General features: G+C 70.6%; 17 protein-coding genes. 10 read left to right on the forward strand and 7 right to left on the reverse strand.

The features are described from left to right. Positions 1 to 755, reverse strand: a 755-nt coding sequence (locus tag ACFY0P_RS49900; RefSeq protein WP_388929143.1) for a TetR/AcrR family transcriptional regulator, incomplete at its 3' end; no start/stop codon positions are given. 25 nt (positions 756 to 780) lie between these two features. On the opposite strand from ACFY0P_RS49900, the gene ACFY0P_RS49905 reads away from it, so the two are divergent. Next, complete coding sequence (locus ACFY0P_RS49905) at positions 781 to 1122, forward strand: hypothetical protein (protein ID WP_388929144.1); 342 nt, start codon at positions 781 to 783, stop codon at positions 1120 to 1122. Then, a complete protein-coding gene (locus tag ACFY0P_RS49910; RefSeq protein WP_388929145.1) occupies positions 1119 to 1463 on the forward strand; it encodes a hypothetical protein in 345 nt (114 codons plus the stop codon). The genes ACFY0P_RS49905 and ACFY0P_RS49910 overlap by 4 nt, the downstream gene beginning before the upstream one ends. Here ACFY0P_RS49910 and ACFY0P_RS49915 read toward each other — a convergent pair. The 5 genes from ACFY0P_RS49915 to ACFY0P_RS49935 form a co-directional block, all read right to left on the reverse strand. Beyond that, positions 1451 to 1621, reverse strand: coding sequence for a hypothetical protein (locus ACFY0P_RS49915; protein ID WP_351710294.1), 171 nt, complete (start codon positions 1619 to 1621; stop codon positions 1451 to 1453). The genes ACFY0P_RS49910 and ACFY0P_RS49915 overlap by 13 nt on opposite strands. A gap of 128 nt (positions 1622 to 1749) precedes the next feature. Continuing rightward, positions 1750 to 2652: a sugar phosphate isomerase/epimerase family protein gene (locus ACFY0P_RS49920; protein WP_388929146.1), complete on the reverse strand. Its 903-nt coding sequence runs from the start codon at positions 2650 to 2652 to the stop codon at positions 1750 to 1752. 4 nt (positions 2653 to 2656) lie between these two features. Then, complete coding sequence (locus tag ACFY0P_RS49925; RefSeq protein ID WP_388929147.1) at positions 2657 to 3568, reverse strand: ATP-binding cassette domain-containing protein; 912 nt, start codon at positions 3566 to 3568, stop codon at positions 2657 to 2659. A gap of 4 nt (positions 3569 to 3572) precedes the next feature. Next, a complete protein-coding gene (locus ACFY0P_RS49930; RefSeq protein ID WP_388929188.1) occupies positions 3573 to 4649 on the reverse strand; it encodes an ABC transporter permease in 1077 nt (358 codons plus the stop codon). Then, the gene (locus ACFY0P_RS49935; RefSeq protein WP_388929148.1) at positions 4649 to 5668 is read right to left on the reverse strand and encodes a sugar ABC transporter substrate-binding protein; all 1020 of its coding nucleotides are present in this window, start codon (positions 5666 to 5668) and stop codon (positions 4649 to 4651) included. Before ACFY0P_RS49935 ends, ACFY0P_RS49930 begins: the two co-directional genes overlap by 1 nt. 245 nt (positions 5669 to 5913) lie before the next feature. Between ACFY0P_RS49935 and ACFY0P_RS49940 the strand changes: the two genes are divergently transcribed. The 8 genes from ACFY0P_RS49940 (at position 5914) to ACFY0P_RS49975 (ending at position 15614) form a co-directional block, all read left to right on the forward strand. Further along, on the forward strand, positions 5914 to 6057 hold the full coding sequence (locus ACFY0P_RS49940) for a hypothetical protein (protein ID WP_388929149.1): 144 nt from the start codon (positions 5914 to 5916) through the stop codon (positions 6055 to 6057). 8 nt (positions 6058 to 6065) lie between these two features. After that, on the forward strand, positions 6066 to 7937 hold the full coding sequence (iolD, locus tag ACFY0P_RS49945) for a 3D-(3,5/4)-trihydroxycyclohexane-1,2-dione acylhydrolase (decyclizing) (protein WP_388929150.1): 1872 nt from the start codon (positions 6066 to 6068) through the stop codon (positions 7935 to 7937). 29 nt (positions 7938 to 7966) lie between these two features. Further along, positions 7967 to 8752, forward strand: coding sequence for a GntR family transcriptional regulator (locus ACFY0P_RS49950; protein WP_388929151.1), 786 nt, complete (start codon positions 7967 to 7969; stop codon positions 8750 to 8752). Positions 8753 to 9072: 320 nt separating this feature from the next. Continuing rightward, positions 9073 to 10386: an ABC transporter substrate-binding protein gene (locus ACFY0P_RS49955; protein WP_388929152.1), complete on the forward strand. Its 1314-nt coding sequence runs from the start codon at positions 9073 to 9075 to the stop codon at positions 10384 to 10386. A gap of 8 nt (positions 10387 to 10394) precedes the next feature. Next, positions 10395 to 11375, forward strand: coding sequence for a carbohydrate ABC transporter permease (locus tag ACFY0P_RS49960; protein WP_388929153.1), 981 nt, complete (start codon positions 10395 to 10397; stop codon positions 11373 to 11375). Further along, entirely contained in the window at positions 11372 to 12259 is an 888-nt protein-coding gene (locus ACFY0P_RS49965; RefSeq protein ID WP_388929154.1) for a carbohydrate ABC transporter permease, read from the forward strand. The genes ACFY0P_RS49960 and ACFY0P_RS49965 overlap by 4 nt, the downstream gene beginning before the upstream one ends. A 26-nt stretch (positions 12260 to 12285) precedes the next feature. Further along, on the forward strand, positions 12286 to 13608 hold the full coding sequence (locus ACFY0P_RS49970) for a glycoside hydrolase family 36 protein (protein ID WP_388929155.1): 1323 nt from the start codon (positions 12286 to 12288) through the stop codon (positions 13606 to 13608). Then, positions 13605 to 15614, forward strand: coding sequence for a beta-galactosidase (locus ACFY0P_RS49975; protein ID WP_388929156.1), 2010 nt, complete (start codon positions 13605 to 13607; stop codon positions 15612 to 15614). Before ACFY0P_RS49970 ends, ACFY0P_RS49975 begins: the two co-directional genes overlap by 4 nt. Here the strand turns inward: ACFY0P_RS49975 and ACFY0P_RS49980 are convergent. Then, entirely contained in the window at positions 15608 to 16594 is a 987-nt protein-coding gene (locus ACFY0P_RS49980; protein ID WP_388929157.1) for an aldo/keto reductase, read from the reverse strand. The two genes, ACFY0P_RS49975 and ACFY0P_RS49980, sit on opposite strands and share 7 nt — an antisense overlap. Between the last annotated feature and the right edge of the window lie 56 nt (positions 16595 to 16650).

The following is a 16650-nucleotide window of genomic DNA, read 5'->3' on the forward strand; positions in this document are numbered from 1 at the left end:
GCGCCCCCCCCCCCCCCCCCGGCGCCCCCCCGGGGGGGGGCGGCGGGCCCCCCCCCCCCCGCCCCACCCCCCGGCGCGGGGGGGGGGGCCCCCCCCCCCCCCCCCCCCCCCCCCGCCGCCCGTCGTGTCAGGCCCGCAGCCCGTCCACGAATCAGCACCAGGATCCGGGCGGCCCGCGCCTCGGCGTCACCCCGTGCCGGGTCGATCCGCCACAGGACGCTGAGCTGGAGGAGCACGTCCTCCGGGTCGATGCCGGGCTTGAGGCTGCCGTCCGCCGCGCCGGCGGCGAGCAGGACGCCGATGGCGGCCACGAACGGGCCGTACATCGGATCTTCGGCGGCGCCCCCGGTCGCCGCGTGCACGACCTCCGAGACGCCGAACTTGAGCCGGCCGTAGCGGGCGACCTCGTCGAACCAGCGGCGCAGCGCCTCCAGCGGCGGGTGCGTGCCGAGCAGCCGCGGCGCGAGGTCGATCAGGTGCTGGAGGTCGTGCCGGTACAGCTCCATGATCTGCGCCTCCCGGGTCGGGAAGTGCCGGTAGAGCGTGCCGATGCCGACGCCGGCCTTGCGGGCGATCGCGGAGAGCGAGGCCGTGGTGGAGGCGGCGAGCTCCGCCCGGGCCACGGAGAGGACACGGTCCCGGTTGTCGCGGGCGTCCCTCCGGGTCGGTTTCGATGGCTGGGTCACCAGGTCGGGGGGCTCGGTGCTCACGCCCAGCGGCGAGGCGACGTGCAGCACCCGGTCGACGCCCTTCATCGCCGCGTCCCAGCCGGCGTCGGCGGTGAATGACGTCGGCCGCGAACGCGGCGAGCCCGTCGTCGTACGCCTCGGTGTCACCGACGAGACACTGTGGACCGATCCGGAGGATCCGACGCTGATCTTCTACCGCCGGTCGAAGACCCTCGCCGAGCTGGCGGCCTGGGAGTACATGCGAGGGTACGACGGACCGACCAAGCTGACGACCGTGCTGCCCGGTGCTGTGTTCGGGCCGGTGCTGACGGCGGACACCGCCGGTTCCGTCGGGATCGTCGCCCGGATGCTGTCCGGGACGATGCCCGGGGTGCCGCGGATCGGTCTTGAGGTGGTGGACGTCCGGGACCTGGCCGACGTCCACCTCCTATGACCTCACCGGCCGCGGCGGGCGAACGCTTCCTCGCCACCGGCGAGTTCGTGTGGATGCCGGAGATGGCGCGGGTGCCGCGGGACGGCCTCGGCGGGCGCGGGCGGCAGGTGTCCACCCGCCGGCTGCCGGACTTCGCGGTGCGCCTCGCGGCCCGCTTCCGGGACCCCGGGCTGCGCGAGATCACCCCGGCGCTGGGCCGGCGCAAACGGCACACCACCGAGAAGGCGGCGCGGCTGCTGGGCTGGCAGCCGCGCCCGGCCCGGCAGACGGTGCTGGACTGCGCCGAGAGCCTGCTCGCCCACGGCGCGGTCCGCATCCCGGCGGTGGCTCAGAGGCCGTAGCGCACCGCGAACTCGTCCGGGTCGTAGGCGTCCCGGTCCGGGTCGTGCTGGATCGCCGGCCTGGTCTCCACCATGTCCTCCGGGCGTATCCGCTCGGGCAGCGCGCCGAACCGCTCCTTGCGTGTCACGGCCTCGGCCGCGGTCTCCTCGTGGCTCATGCTCGTCCTCCCCGTCGTAGCGGGCGTCACCCGTCATCATGCGAACGCGCGCGCCCCGGCGGGTGTTCCCGAACCCGCCGGGGCGCGCGGAGCCCGTGGAGAGATCCACGGGCCCCGGGAAGCGGCTGTCAGGCGCCGCAGGACCGCAGGAACTTCCGGGTGCGCACCGCGATGGGCAGCGGCGTGTCCGGCTCGCAGGGGTACATGTCCTGCTCGACGATCGCGAACAGCTCGACACCCAGCCGCTGCGCCGCCGCCAGCACCGGCGCCAGCTCCGGTACGCCGGCGGGCGGCTCGCACATCACGCCCTGGGCCACGGCCGGCCCGAACGGGGTCCCCTTGGCCTGGACGTCGGCGAGGATCGCCGGGTCCACCTGCTTGAGGTGCAGGTAGCCGATCCGCTCACCGTAGGTCTCGATCAGCTTGACGCTGTCGCCACCGCAGTAGGCGTAGTGACCGGTGTCCAGGCAGAGGTTGACCAGGTCCGTGTCGGTCGAGTCGAGGAAATGCTCGACGTGCTCCTCGGTGTCGATGTGGGTGTCGGCGTGCGGGTGGACGACGATGTCCAGGCCGTACGTCTCCTTCACCTCGTGGCCGAGCCGTTCCATGCCCTTGGTGAGGTGGGCCCACTGCTCGCCGGTCAGCTCCGGCGGCTCCAGGATCTCGGCGGTCTTGTCGTCCCGCCAGAAGGACGGGATGACCACCAGGTGCTTCGCCCCCATGGCCTGGGTGAGCGCGGCGACCTGGCCGACGTGCTCCCAGGTGGACTCCCAGACGGCCGGGCCGCGGTGCAGGCCGGTGAAGACCGTGCCCGCCGAGACCTTCAGGTCCCGCTTCGCGATCTCGTCGGTGAGCCGGGCCGGGTCGGTGGGGAGGTAGCCGTACGGGCCGAGTTCGATCCAGGAGTAGCCGGCCTCGGCGACCTCGTCGAGGAAGCGTTCCCAGGGGACCTGCCGGGGGTCGTCCGGGAACCAGACGCCCCAGGAGTCCGGGGCCGAGCCGACCCGGATGCGGTCGAGAGCGTTGGTCATGGGCTCAGGACTTTCCTTCCGGACCGGTCGCGGCGGGTGCGGCGAGGTCTTCCTCCTCGGGGAGCTCCTCGGTGTCGACCCCGCGCACCTGGGACAGTTCGTGCTTGAGGGCCGCGAGCTCGGCGCCGCCCGCCATGTGGTTGGTGAGTTCCTCCAGGGTGATGTCGCTGCGTTCGGCGGAGAGTTCCAGGGTGCCGAGGCGCAGGACGCTGAAGTGGTCGCCGACCATGTAGGCGTGGTGCGGGTTGTGGGTGATGAAGATGACGCCGAGGCCGCGTTCGCGGGCGGCGGCGATGTACTTCAGGACCACGCCGGACTGCTTGACGCCGAGGGCGGCCGTCGGCTCGTCCAGGATGAGGACGCGGGCGCCGAAGTAGACCGCGCGGGCGATGGCCACGCACTGGCGCTGGCCGCCGGAGAGGGTGCCGATGGGCTGGTCCAGGTCGTCCAGGATGATGCCCATGTTGCGCAGTTCCCGGTCGGCGGTCTCCTTCATCCGCGTGATGTCCAGACGGCGCACGGGCCAGGGGCCCTTGGTCATCTCGGAGCCGAGGAAGAAGTTCCGCCACACCGGCATCAGGGGCACCGTGGCGAGGTCCTGGTAGACGGTGGCGATGCCCTTGTCGAGGGCCTCGCGCGGGGTGGAGAAACGTACCGGCGCGCCGTCGACGAGGAAGTCGCCCTCGGTGTGCTGGTGCAGCCCCGAGATGATCTTGATGAGGGTGGACTTGCCGGCGCCGTTGTCGCCGAGGACGCAGGTCACCTGGTGGGGGAAGACCTTGAGGTCGACACCGTGCAGGGCGCGGATGTTGCCGTAGGACTTGCCCGCTCCGCGCAGTTCGACGATCGGGCCGCCGTCGGCGGGCGCGTCGTCCTGGAGGACGGCGCCGTGGGTTCCGGTGGTGTTGTCTGTCATCGGGTCACCTCCTGGTCGCGGTCCGCTGGACCCACAGGTTGATCATCACGGCGCCGAGGAGCATCACGCCGAGGAAGGCCTTGAACCAGTCGGGGTTCCAGCCCGCGTAGACGATGCCCTGCTGGACCATGCCGAACATGAAGGCGCCGAAGACCGGGCCGATGGCCGAACCGGCGCCACCGGTCAGCAGGCAGCCGCCGATGACCGCGGCGGAGATGTAGATCAGCTCCTGGCCCACGCCCTCGCCGGACTGCACGGTGTTGAAGGAGAACAGCTGATGCATGCCGACGAACCAGGCGCCGAAGCCGACCAGCATGAACAGCGAGATCTTGGTGAAGTTCACCGGGACGCCGACCGCGCGGGCGCTCTCCTTGTTGCCGCCGACCGCGAAGATCCAGTTGCCGTACTTCGTGCGCAGCAGCACCCAGGTGGCGATGGCCGCGAAGAACAGCCACCAGAAGATGGTGATCTTCACCTCGACGCCCCCGATGTCGAAGGACGACGCGAAGACCGCCTTGACCTGGTCGAAGCCGTCCATGTTGCTGATGTCGTCGGTGGCGACGTTGCCGGTGACCAGCTTGGTGACCGCGAGGTTCACGCCCTGGAGGATCAGGAAGCTGCCCAGGGTGATGAGGAAGCTGGGCAGGCCGGTCTTGACCACCAGCCAGCCGTTGAGGAAGCCGATGCCCAGCGACACGATGAGCGCGACGATCACGCCCGCCCACACGTTGAGGGTCAGCTGGTAGCTGAGCATGGCGGCGGTGAGGGCGGAACTGACCACCGCGACGCCGGCGGAGAGGTCGAACTCGCCGCCGATCATCAGCAGGGCGACCGGCAGCGCCATGATGCCGATGGTCGACGACTGGTAGAGGATGTTCGCCATCGAACTGGCCTCGCGCACCGGCGGTGCCGCGACCAGGAAGAAGACGTAGACCGCGACCGCGCCGAGGAAGACGCCGACGTCCGGCCGGGCCAGGATCCGCAGCGCCAGGGGGCGCTGCGCGGTCCGCCCGTCCTTCTCCTTCGGGCCGGGGGCCGGCGGTGTCGCCACCGCCGGCTGTGCCTGCTGACTCATACCGATCACCGGGTGCCCTTCGCGGCGAACTCGGCGACCTTGTCGACGTTGGACTTGTCGACGAAGGCCGGGCCGGTCAGCACCGGCTGCTCGCCGCCGCCCATGTAGTTGCCGTTGTTCTTGTAGAGCCACAGCGAGTCGATCGCCAGGTAGCCCTGGAGGTAGGGCTGCTGGTCCACCGCGAACTCGATGGTCCCCTTGCTGATGGCCGTGGTCAGGTCCTTGTTGAGGTCGAAGGTGGCGACCTTCGCCTTGCTGCCCGCGTCGGACACCGACTGGACGGCGATCAGCGCGATCGGGGCGCCGAGCGTGACCACGTGGTCGATGGCCTTGTCCTGCGTGAGCTTGGCGGTGATCGTCGACTTGACCGAGGTCGGGGACGTGCCGTCGACGTACAGGGTCTCCGTCGTCCCCGAGAACGTCTTCTTCACACCGTCGCAGCGCTGGGTGAGGCCGACGTTGCCCTGTTCCTGGATGACACAGACGACCTTCTTCGCACCCTCGGAGTTCAGCCGGTTGCCGAGCGCCTCGCCCGCGACCGTCTCGTCCTGGCCGAAGAACTCCAGCAGGCCCAGCTTCTTCCAGTCGCTCAGACCGGAGTTGAGGCCGACGATCGGGATCTTCGCGGCGTTCGCCTTGGAGATGACGTCCCTCATCGCGTCCGGCTTGGCGAGGGTGACGGCGATCCCGTCGACCTTCTGGTCGATCGCGTTCTGCACCAGGTTGGCCTGGTTGCCCGCGTTCGGGTCGGCGGAGTAGACGAGTTTGATGTTGTCCTTGTCCGCGGCGGCCTGGGCGCCCTTGCGGACGATGTCCCAGAAGGTGTCGCCCGGCGACTGGTGGGTGACCAGCGCGACCGTCATGCGGGGGGTGGACGCCTTGCCCGCGGAGGCCGCCGCTCCTCCCTCTTCGGACTTCTTTCCTCCGGAACTGCTGGAACAGCCTGCGAGGGTCAGGGCTGCCGCCGCGGCGACGGCCACCACGGGGACCAGCCTGCGCGAACGGGAGTGGGAAGAGCGATCCATCCTGCACCTCACTGTGCGACCGGGGGAAGGAAGGGATCCGGCGGATCCCCGGCCCGGGCCGTCGGAGGTGGCCCGGGTCACTGCTGTGCGCTGGGACGGGATACAAGTCCCTGTGAGGCCCGCTGTCAATACTTTGTTAAGACATCATTTCACATTCAGGTCCGAATGTAAGTACAAACCATTGACATCGCGACCTGCCCCGATCTACACCTGAGGGGCATCCGCCCACCCCCGAGGAGCCTCCCATGACCGAGTCGCCGCCGCAGGCCTCCGGCCTTGTCGCGACAGGCCGTTCCGAAGGCGATCTCTACCCGCTCCCGTCGGGCGTACCCCTCACCCGGGCGGAGCAGGACGCCGGCCCGCCCCTCTCCACCTCCCCGTCCGAATGAGGTCCCCCATGAGCCAGCCGACCACCCGCCTGACCGTCGCCCAGGCGCTGGTGCGGTTCCTGTCCGCCCAGTACACCGAGCGCGACGGCGTCCGGCACCGGCTGATCGCCGGCACCTGGGGCATCTTCGGCCACGGCAACGTGGCGGGGATCGGCCAGGCGCTCCTCGAGTACAGCGACGTCATGCCCTACCACCAGGGCCGCAACGAGCAGGCGATGGTGCACGCGGCGGTCGGCCACGCCCGCCAGCTGGACCGGCTCTCCGCGCAGGCGGTGACCACGTCCATCGGCCCGGGCGCCACCAACCTGGTGACCGGCGCCGCCCTCGCCACCATCAACCGGCTGCCCGTCCTGCTGCTCCCCGGCGACTACTTCGCGAGCCACGCGCCGGACCCGCTGCTCCAGCAGCTGGAGCACCCGACCGAGTTCGACGTCTCGGTGAACGACACCCTGCGCCCGGTCTCCCGCTACTTCGACCGGATCACCCGCCCCGAGGCGCTCATCCCCTCCGCGCTCAACGCCATGCGGGTCCTCGCCGACCCGGCCGAGACCGGCGCGGTCACCCTGGCCCTCCCCCAGGACGTCCAGGCCGAGGCGTACGACTGGCCGGAGGAGTTCTTCGCCGAGCGTGTGTGGCGGGTCCGGCGGCCCGCCCCCGACCCCGTGGAGCTGGCGGACGCCGTGAGCGCCGTACGGGCCGCTCAGCGGCCGCTGATCGTCGCGGGCGGCGGAATCCACCACAGCCGCGCCGAAGGCGCTCTGCGGGCCCTCGTGGAGGCCACGGGCATCCCCGTCGCCTCGACCCAGGCGGGCAAGGGCGCACTGCGCCACGACCACCCGGCCGACCTGGGCGGGATCGGGCACACCGGGACCGCCGTCGCCGACGACCTGGCCCGCACCGCCGACCTGGTCATCGGCGTCGGTACCCGGTACACGGACTTCACCACGGCCTCCGGCACCCTCTTCCAGAACCCGGACGTCCGCTTCCTGAACGTGAACATCACCGGCTTCGACGCCCACAAGCTGGCCGCGCGGACGGTCGTGGCGGACGCGCGGACGGCCCTGGAGGCCCTCGCGGGGGCGCTGTCCGGGTACCGCGTGGACGGCGCCTACGAGGCCGAGTACCAGGCCGGCAAGGAGCGTTGGGACGCGGTCGTCGAGGCCGCCTACCGCGCGGACGACGCGGACGCCGTGCCCACACAGACCCAGGTACTCGGGGCCCTCGACGCCGTCGTGGGCGATGACGACGTTGTCATCAACGCGGCCGGCTCGCTCCCGGGCGACCTGCACAAGCTGTGGCGGGCCCGTTCGCCGCGCCAGTACCACCTGGAGTACGGCTACTCCTGCATGGGCTACGAGATCCCGGCGGCCATCGGCGTCCAGCAGGCGGCGCCGGACGTCGCCGTCTGGTCGCTGGTCGGCGACGGCACCTATCTGATGATGCCGACCGAGATCGTCACCGCGGTCCAGGAGGGCCTGCCGGTCAACCTGGTCCTCATCCAGAACCACGGGTACGCCTCCATCGGCGGCCTCTCCGAGACCGTCGGCGGCGAGCGGTTCGGCACCGCCTACCGCTTCCGCTCCGCCGACGGCACCTTCGGCGGGGCGCCGCTGCCGGTGGACCTGGCCGCCAACGCGGCCAGCCTCGGCATGGAGGTGCTGCGCGCCAAGACCGTGCGGGAGCTGCGCGAGGCGCTCGCCGCGGCCCGCGCGAGCGACCGGCCGACGTGCGTGTACGTGGAGACGGACCCGGCGCCGACCGCCCCGGGGGCCGAGGCCTGGTGGGACGTGCCGGTCGCCGAGACCGCCGCCCGCGAGGCCGCCGTGCACGCCCGCGAGGAGTACGACCGGCAGGTCGCCGACCGCCGCCGGCACCTGTGATCCCCCGAACCCCGGAAGGAGGTGTCCCGGTGGCCCGTACCGGTGATTCCGCCCGCACCGCGACCGTCTCGGCGCTCGACACCCTGGACTTCGCACTGGACCGTGGCAGTCCGGTTCCGCTCTACTACCAGCTCGCCCAGCAGCTGGAGGAGGCCATAGAGCACGGGGTGCTCGCCCCGGGCAACCTTCTGGGCAACGAGATCGACCTGTCGGTGCGGCTCGGCCTGTCCCGGCCCACGGTCCGCCAGGCCATCCAGTCGCTGGTCGACAAGGGCCTCCTTGTCCGCCGCCGCGGGGTGGGCACCCAGGTGGTGCACAGCCAGGTCAAGCGGCCGCTGGAGCTGAGCAGTCTCTACGACGACCTGGAGTCCGCCGGGCAGGGCCCGACCACCCGGGTGCTGCGCAACGAGCGGATCCCGGCGACCGCCGAGGTGGCCGCCGCGCTCGGCATCGCGGAGGGCGCGGAGGTGGTCGTCCTGGAGCGGCTGCGCTGCACGCACGGCCAGCCGGTGGCGTTCCTGTGCAACTACCTGCCCGCCGCCCTGCTCGAACTCGACACGGAGCGGCTGGAGTCGACGGGTCTGTACCGGATGATGCGCACGGCCGGCATCACCCTGCACAGCGCCCGGCAGACCGTGGGCGCCCGCAGCGCCACCGCCGAGGAGGCCGTACGGCTCGACGAGAAGGAGGGCGCCGCCCTGCTCACCATGCAGCGCACGGCGTACGACGACACCGGGCGTCCCGTGGAGTACGGCAGCCACGTCTACCGGGCGTCCCGGTACGCCTTCGACTTCCAGCTGCTGGTACGGCCGTAGAACGTGCCGTGCCGGGCCGGTTGCTGCGGGTTTAGGCGCTGGTCCCGCCACCCGAAACCAACACGCCCGCACACGAGCCCCCATGGAGTTTGTCCCGTGGGGGCTCGGTCGTACCGCTTTGTTCAACAAACCGGCAGGCAACCATGTCGATTACGTTTCGGGCAAGAGACGGGCGAGAGAGACGCAGGCTATTGACGCATGAGCGGACAACCGGCTGTTATTGCGCCCACGATGTTCGGCCGAGTTGGTTTCTGATCGGTTTCGGGACCTTTCGAAGATCAACTCTTCCCCTTGCCGAACCCTGTTACTCAGGAGCCGCCATGCGCATCTCCCCGTCCGGTCTTCACGTGCCGGGTCCGAGCCGCCGTAACGTCCTGCGCGGTGCCGGTTCGGCCGCCCTCCTCGCCGGCGCCGGCATACCCCTGCTCTCCGCCTGCGGCAGCAGCGGGTCCTCCTCCGACCCGAAGACCGTCAGCCTCGGCTCCAACTCGTCCGACGCCGTGCCGAAGAAGGCCTTCGCGGAGATCTACGCGGCCTTCACCAAGCAGTCCGGCATCAAGGTCGACGTCAACACGAAGGACCACAACACCTTCCAGGAGCAGATCAACTCCTACCTGCAGGGCACGCCGGACGACGTGTTCACGTGGTTCGCCGGTTACCGCATGCAGTTCTTCGCGGCCAAGAACCTGGCCTCGCCGATCGACGACGTGTGGGCGAAGATCGGGGACAACTTCCCCGACGCGATGAAGCAGCTCAGCAAGGGCGAGGACGGCAAGTACTACTTCGTCCCGCTGTACACGTACCCGTGGGCGATCTTCTACCGCAAGAGCGTCTTCCAGGCCAAGGGCTACGAAGTCCCCACCAGCTGGGACGCGTTCGTCGCCCTGTGCAAGAAGATGAAGAACGACGGCCTGGTCCCGATCGCGTTCGGCGACAAGGACGCCTGGCCGGCGATGGGTACCTTCGACCAGATCAACTTCCGCCTCAACGGCTACGACTTCCACAAGTCCCTGATGGCGGGCAAGGAGGCGTGGACCGACCCCAAGGTCAAGGCCGTCTTCGACCACTGGGCCGAGATCCTCCCCTACCACCAGGACGGCTTCATGGGCCGCACCTGGCAGGACGCCGCACAGACCCTGGTGTCCAAGAAGGCCGGCATGTACGTCCTCGGCTCCTTCGTGGCCCAGCAGTTCACCAACAAGGCGGACCTGGACGACCTCGACTTCTTCGCCTTCCCGGAGATCAACTCCGCGTACGGCCAGGACACCGTCGAAGCGCCCACCGACGGCTTCATGGTCAGCAAGTCCCCCAAGAACCACGACGGCGTCGTCAAGCTCATGGAGTACCTGGGCACCCCCGAGGCCGAGCAGATCTACCTCAAGGCCGACTCCAGCGTGGTGGCCGCCTCCAGCAAGGCCGACACCTCGTCGTACACCGCGCTGCAGAAGAAGGCGTACACGATGATCAGCGGCGCCAAGAACCTCACCCAGTTCATGGACCGCGACTCCCGCCCGGACTTCACCTCCACGGTGATGCAGCCCGGTCTGCAGAAGTTCCTGCAGAACCCGAAGGGGATCGACAGTCTGCTCTCGTCCATCGAGCGCCAGAAGAAGACGATCTTCGCGTCCCAGTGAGCTCCCGAATGTCGACTGACACCCCCACGAAGTCCCAGGAGGCGGCCGCCGTGCCGCCTCCTGGGCGCGCGTCCGAGAAGAAGCGGGTCCAGCGGGGCCACAAGCGCCTGCTGACCCGCCGTGACCGGATCACCCTCGCCTTCATGGCGGGCGTGCCGACGATCCTGCATGTACTCCTGGTCTGGGTGACCGCCCTGGCCTCGATCCTCCTCGCCTTCACCTCCTGGGACGGCATCGGCTTCGACTCCATCAAGTGGGTCGGGTTCGACAACTTCCATCAACTCTTCACCGACAACCCGCAGTTCTGGCCGGCCGTCCAGCACAACGTCATCTGGTTCGTCGTCCTCATCCTGATCCCGACCCCGTTCGGCCTGTTCCTGGCCGTGCAGCTGGACAAGAAGATCCGGTTCAGCCGGTTCTACCAGACCGCGTTCTTCCTCCCGGTCGTCATCTCCCTGGCGTGCATCGGGTTCGTCTGGCAGCTGATCTACAACCCGGACACGGGCCTGATCAACAGCATCATCGGCGCCAACAAGCCGGGCCACTACATCGACTGGATCGGTGACCCGAAGCTCAACCTGTGGGCGGTCCTGGTCGCCGCGTCCTGGCGGCACACCGGCTACATGATGATCCTGTACCTGGCCGGCCTCAAGAGCGTCGACCCGTCGCTGCGGGAGGCCTCGGCCCTCGACGGCGCCAACGAGTGGCAGACGTTCAAGAACGTCATCTTCCCGACGCTGCGGCCGACCAACACCATCGTCCTGGTCGTGACCATCATCGAGGCGCTGCGCGCCTTCGACCTGGTCTTCGTCTTCAACAAGGGCGCCCAGGGCACCGAGTTGCTCTCCATCCTGGTGACCAACAACATCATCGGCGAGTCCAGCCGCATCGGTTACGGCTCTGCCATCGCGGTGGTGCTGCTGTTCATCTCCCTGATCGTGATCATTCCCTACCTGATCGCGACCTTCCGGAAGGAGCGGCGCGCATGAGCACCGTGAGCGCGCTGGCCAAGCAGCGCACCCCGATCCGTCCGGCCCGCGTCCTGCTGCACACGTTCCTGGCCCTGACGGCCCTGGCCTGGCTCGCCCCGCTGCTGTGGGCGATCTTCTCGGCCATGCGCCCGTACAGCGAGACCAGCGACCGCGGCTACGTGTCCTGGCCGCACACGCTGAACTTCGACAACTTCAAGAACGCGTTCACGCAGTCGGACATGACCCACTACTTCATGAACACGCTGGTCATCGCGGTCCCGGCCGTGCTGCTCACGTTGTTCCTGTCGTCGATGGTCGCGTTCTACGTCGCCCGCTTCGACTTCCGGGTCAACCTGTTCCTGCTGCTGGTCTTCACGGCCGGCAACCTGCTGCCGCAGCAGGTCATCATCACCCCGCTGTACCGGATGTACCTGCTGACGAACCTGCCGGGCATCACCGCGAGCGGCAAGCTGTACGACTCGGCGCTCGGCCTGGTCCTGATCCACGTGGCGTTCCAGTCCGGGTTCTGCGCGTTCGTGCTGAGCAACTACATGCGCTCGCTGCCGCACGAGCTGACCGAGGCGGCACTGGTGGACGGCGCGTCGGTGTGGCGGCTGTACTGGCAGATCACCCTGCCGCTGTGCCGGCCCGCGATGGCGGCCCTGGCGACCCTGCTGTCGATCTGGATCTACAACGACTTCTTCTGGGCACTGGTACTGATCTCGACCGGTGAGAACATGCCGATCACCTCGGCGCTGAACAACCTCTCCGGCCAGTACTTCACCGACCCGAACCTGGTCGCCGCCGGTTCCCTGCTCACCGCGATCCCGACGCTGGTCGTGTACTTCGCGCTGCAGAAGCAGTTCGTCAGCGGTCTGACCCTGGGCTCCGCCAAGGGCTGATCCGGCCCCGTCCGAAAGAGAACCTCGTGCACAACCCGTTCACCCCGGTCGCCTCCGTGGCCGTGGACACGCGCACCGCCCGTGTCCACGAGGAGGGCTGGCAGTCCTGGTCGCCCAGTGGCGCCTACGCCCTCGGCGCGGCCCCGTACCGGCCGACGAACGCCAACTGGGCGACCGTGTGTTACCGCCCCGGCCGTGCCGTCCCCGCCGGGGCCTTCCAGGGCGAGGGCCTGCTGGCGCTCGACCCGGGCGACGGCTCCCCGGTCCGGCTCTGGGCGGCGGCCGACCCGCTGCACGAGGTTCCGTCGGTCCGGCTGACCGTCGCGGCCGGGGTCGCGGAGGTCGAGGCCGACGGCCCGGTCAAGGAGTGGACCGGCACGGGCATCCAGTCCGTGCTGGCCGACTGGGCCGTCGCCCTGGCCGTGCCGGCGCCCCGCCCGGCGCCCACCGTCTGGTGCTCCTGGTACGAGTACTTCACAGCCGTCACCGAGGACGACATCCACGAGAACCTGCGGGCGATGGACACCCTCGACCTGCCGGTCGACGTGGTACAGATCGACGACGGCTACCAGAGCGCCCTGGGCGACTGGCTGACCCTCTCCGGCCGCTTCCGCTCCCGGCGGGGCATCGCGGACGCCATCCGCGCCCGCGGCCGCCGGGCGGGCATCTGGACGGCGCCCTTCCTGGTCGACCCGGCGAGCGACCTCGCCGCGACCTACCCGGACTGGCTGGTCCGCGACCCCGACGGCAGCCCGCTGCGCGCGGGCCGCAACTGGGGTCACGTGCTGTACGTCCTGGACACCACCCACCCGGCCGCCGCGGCCTACCTGACCGACGTCTTCGCGACGCTGCGCGCCGAGGGCTACGACTACTTCAAGGCCGACTTCCTCTACGCGGGCGCCCTGGAGGGCGTACGGCACTCGGGCGCGGACGCGCTCACGGCGTACCGGCTGGGCATCGGCCTGATCCGGGAGGCGATCGGCGCGGACGCCTATCTCCTCGGCTGCGGCGCGCCGATCCTGCCCTCCATCGGCCTGTTCGACGCGATGCGGGTCAGCCCGGACACGGCCCCGCACCGCCGTCCCGAGGCCGGCGACTTCAGCCAGCCCGGCCAGGCCGCGGCCGAGTTCACCGGGGCCGGCCGCCAGTGGCAGCACGGCCGCCTCTGGGTCAACGACCCCGACTGCCTGATGGCCCGCCCCGCCGTGGAGACCCGTGCGCGCTGGGCGGCGCACGTGGAGGCCGTCGGCGGCCTGGTCGCCTCCAGCGACCGGCTGCTCTCCCTCGACCAGTGGGGCGTGGAGACAACCCGCCGCCTTCTCACCGGAGTTACCGGAGCCGACCGATGAACGACCGCACCCTCTCCGTCCCCGGCATCGCCTATGGCGGCGACTACAACCCCGAGCAGTGGCCCGAGGAGGTGTGGGCCGAGGACGTCCGCCTGATGCGCGAGGCGGGCGTGAACATGGTCAGCGTCGGCATCTTCTCGTGGGCGCTCATGGAGCCGTCCGAGGGCGTCTACGACTTCTCCCGCATGGACCGGATCCTCGACCTGCTGCACGAGAACGGCATAGCCGCCGACCTCGCCACCCCGACGGCCGCCCCGCCGGCCTGGTTCTTCCGCGCCCATCCCGAGGCGCTCCCGGTGGACCACGACGGCCGCACCCTGTCGTACGGCAGCCGTCAGACGTTCTGCCCGAGCAGCCCCGCCTACCGCGAAGCCGCGCTGCGCATCGCGGGCGCGATCGCCGACCGGTACGCGAGCCACCCGGCCGTCAGGATGTGGCACGTCCACAACGAGTACGGCTGCCACAACGCGGCCTGCTACTGCGACACCAGCGCGGCCTCCTTCCGCCGCTGGCTGCGGGCGAAGTACGCCGACGACCTGGCCGCCCTCAACGACGCCTGGGGCACCACCTTCTGGAGCCAGTGGTACTACGACTGGGAGGAGATCCTGCCGCCCCGCGCGACCGGCGCGGTCCCCAACCCGACGCACCAGCTGGACTGGCGGCGGTTCTGCTCGGACGAGCTGCTGTCGCTGTACACGGCGGAGCGGGACGTGCTCCGGGCGGCGGCCCCCGCCCTCCCCGCCACCACCAACTTCATGGTGATGTACAACTTCGACGCCCTCGACTACTGGCGCTGGGCACCGGAGCTTGACGTGGTGGCCAACGACCACTACCTGATGTCGGCCGACCCCGAGTCGGAGATCGACATCGCGCTGAGCGGCGATCTGATGCGGTCGCTGGCGGGCGGCCCGTGGCTGCTGATGGAGCACTCGACGGGCGCGGTCAACTGGCAACCCGTCAACCGGGCCAAGACGGCGGGCGAGTTGCGCCGCAACGCGCTCGCGCACGTGGCGCACGGTGCGGACGGCATCTGCTACTTCCAGTGGCGGGCGGCGAAGGCGGGCGCCGAGCAGTGGCACTCGGCGATGCTGCCGCACGCCGGGACCGACAGCCAGATCTGGCGGGACGTGGTCCGGCTGGGCGCCGATCTGCGCGCGTTGGCCGAGGTGCGCGGCAGCACCGGCACGGCCGAGGTGGCCGTCGTCTGGGACTGGGACGCCCGGTGGGCCGTCGAGCTGCCCTCGCAGCCGAGCGAGAAGCTGCGCTACCTGGACATCGTGCGGGCCTGGTACGAGCCGCTGTGGCGGGCGGGCGTGGCGGTGGACTTCGTCCGCCCGGACGGGGACCTGTCGGCGTACAAGGTGGTGCTGGCCCCCAGCCTCTACCTGGTGGACGACACGGGCACGGCGAACCTGACCGCCTTCACGGAGGCCGGCGGCACGCTGGCCGTCGGTTTCCACAGCGGCGCGGTGGACGAGAACTGCCATGTCCGGCTGGGCGGTTACCCGGGCGCCTTCCGGGAGCTGCTGGGCGTGTCCACGGACGAGCTGTTCCCGCTGCTGCCCGAGGAGCGGGTGACGCTGAGCGAGGGCGGCGAGGGCTCGCTCTGGTCGGAGCGGGTGCGGCTCGCGGGCGCGGCGGCGGTGACGTCGTACGCCGACGGGCCGCTGGCCGGAGTGTCGGCGGTGACCCGGCACGGGTACGGCGCGGGCACCGCCTGGTACCTGGCGACGCTCCCCGACGCGGACACCCTGGCGGACCTGCTCGGCCGGATCCGCGCCGAGGCGGGCGTGGCCGCGGGCCGCCCCGCGCCGGCGGGCGTGGAGGTCGCCGTGCGGCGCGGGGCGGACGCGGACTACGTGTTCGTGATCGACCACACCGGCGAGGGCGCCGAAGTCCCGGTCGCGGCAGGGTCGGTGGAACTGCTGTCCGGCAAGCCGGCCGACGGCACGGTCACCGTGGCGCCGGGCGAGGTCGCCGTCGTACGGGAGCCGCGCGGTCAGTGAGCCGCGTCCAGGCGGGCGCGCTGGCCGGGCGTGAGCTCCAGGTCCACGGCGGCGAGGTTCTCCTCCAGCTGGGCCACGGACGACGCCCCGGCCAGCGGCACGACCGGCAGCGGCCCGCCCAGCTGCCAGGCGAGGACGACCTGGTTCAGGGTCGCGCCGGTCTCCCGGGCCACCTCGCGCAGGGCGGTGAGGCGGGCCGGGGTGCCGGGGTGGTCGTAGTCGGCCGGCAGCGGCTTGTCGGTGCGGGTGTAGGCACCGGCGAGCAGCGGTGAGTAGGCGACCAGGGTGAGGTCCGGCTCGGCCCGCAGATAGCTGCGCAGCTGGGCGTCGGCGGAGCCGAGGCTGCCGTCCGGGAACAGCCCGCTGGGGACGTCCGTGCGCGGGCGCAGGTAGCTGTGCTGGTACTGGAGCACCTCGTAGCCGGGCAGGCCCGCCGCGGCGGCGAGGGCGCGGGCGCGTTCCAGCCGCCAGACGGCGTGGTTGCTGGCGCCGAGCAGGCCGACGGTGCCCTCCGCGACGAGCGCGGCGAACCCCTCGACGGTCTCGCGGAGCGGGACGGCGGGGTCCTCTATGTGGGCGTACAGCAGGTCGAGCTTCTCGACGCCGAGGCGTTCGCGGCTGCGTTCGGCGGACTCCCGGATCACCTTCGCGGACAGGCCCTCCGGATTGTCGGTGTAGCCGGTGCCGGGGGCGAGGGGGCGGGCGCCGAGCTTGGTGGCGATGACGACCTCGTCGCCGATCCCGCGGCTGCGCCGCCAGCGGCCGAGCAGGTTCTCGCTCTGGCCGCCCTGGCCGCCGTCCTCCCAGAAGGCGTAGTTGTCGGACGTGTCGACGAAGTTCCCGCCGGCCTCGACATAGCGGTCGAGGACGGCGAAGGAGGTCTGCTCGTCGGTGCGGGACCCGAAGAGCATGGCGCCGAGCGCGAGGACGCTCACCTCGCGGCGGGTCCTCGGGTCGGTGCCGATCGTGCGGTACTTCATGCCGTCTCCTCCGTTCGCGCACCCGGGGGTTCGGGTGCACGGAGGTGAGTCTTCGA

Origin of the sequence: Streptomyces sp. NPDC001714, from assembly GCF_042892755.1 — a bacterium.
Taxonomy (GTDB): domain Bacteria; phylum Actinomycetota; class Actinomycetes; order Streptomycetales; family Streptomycetaceae; genus Streptomyces.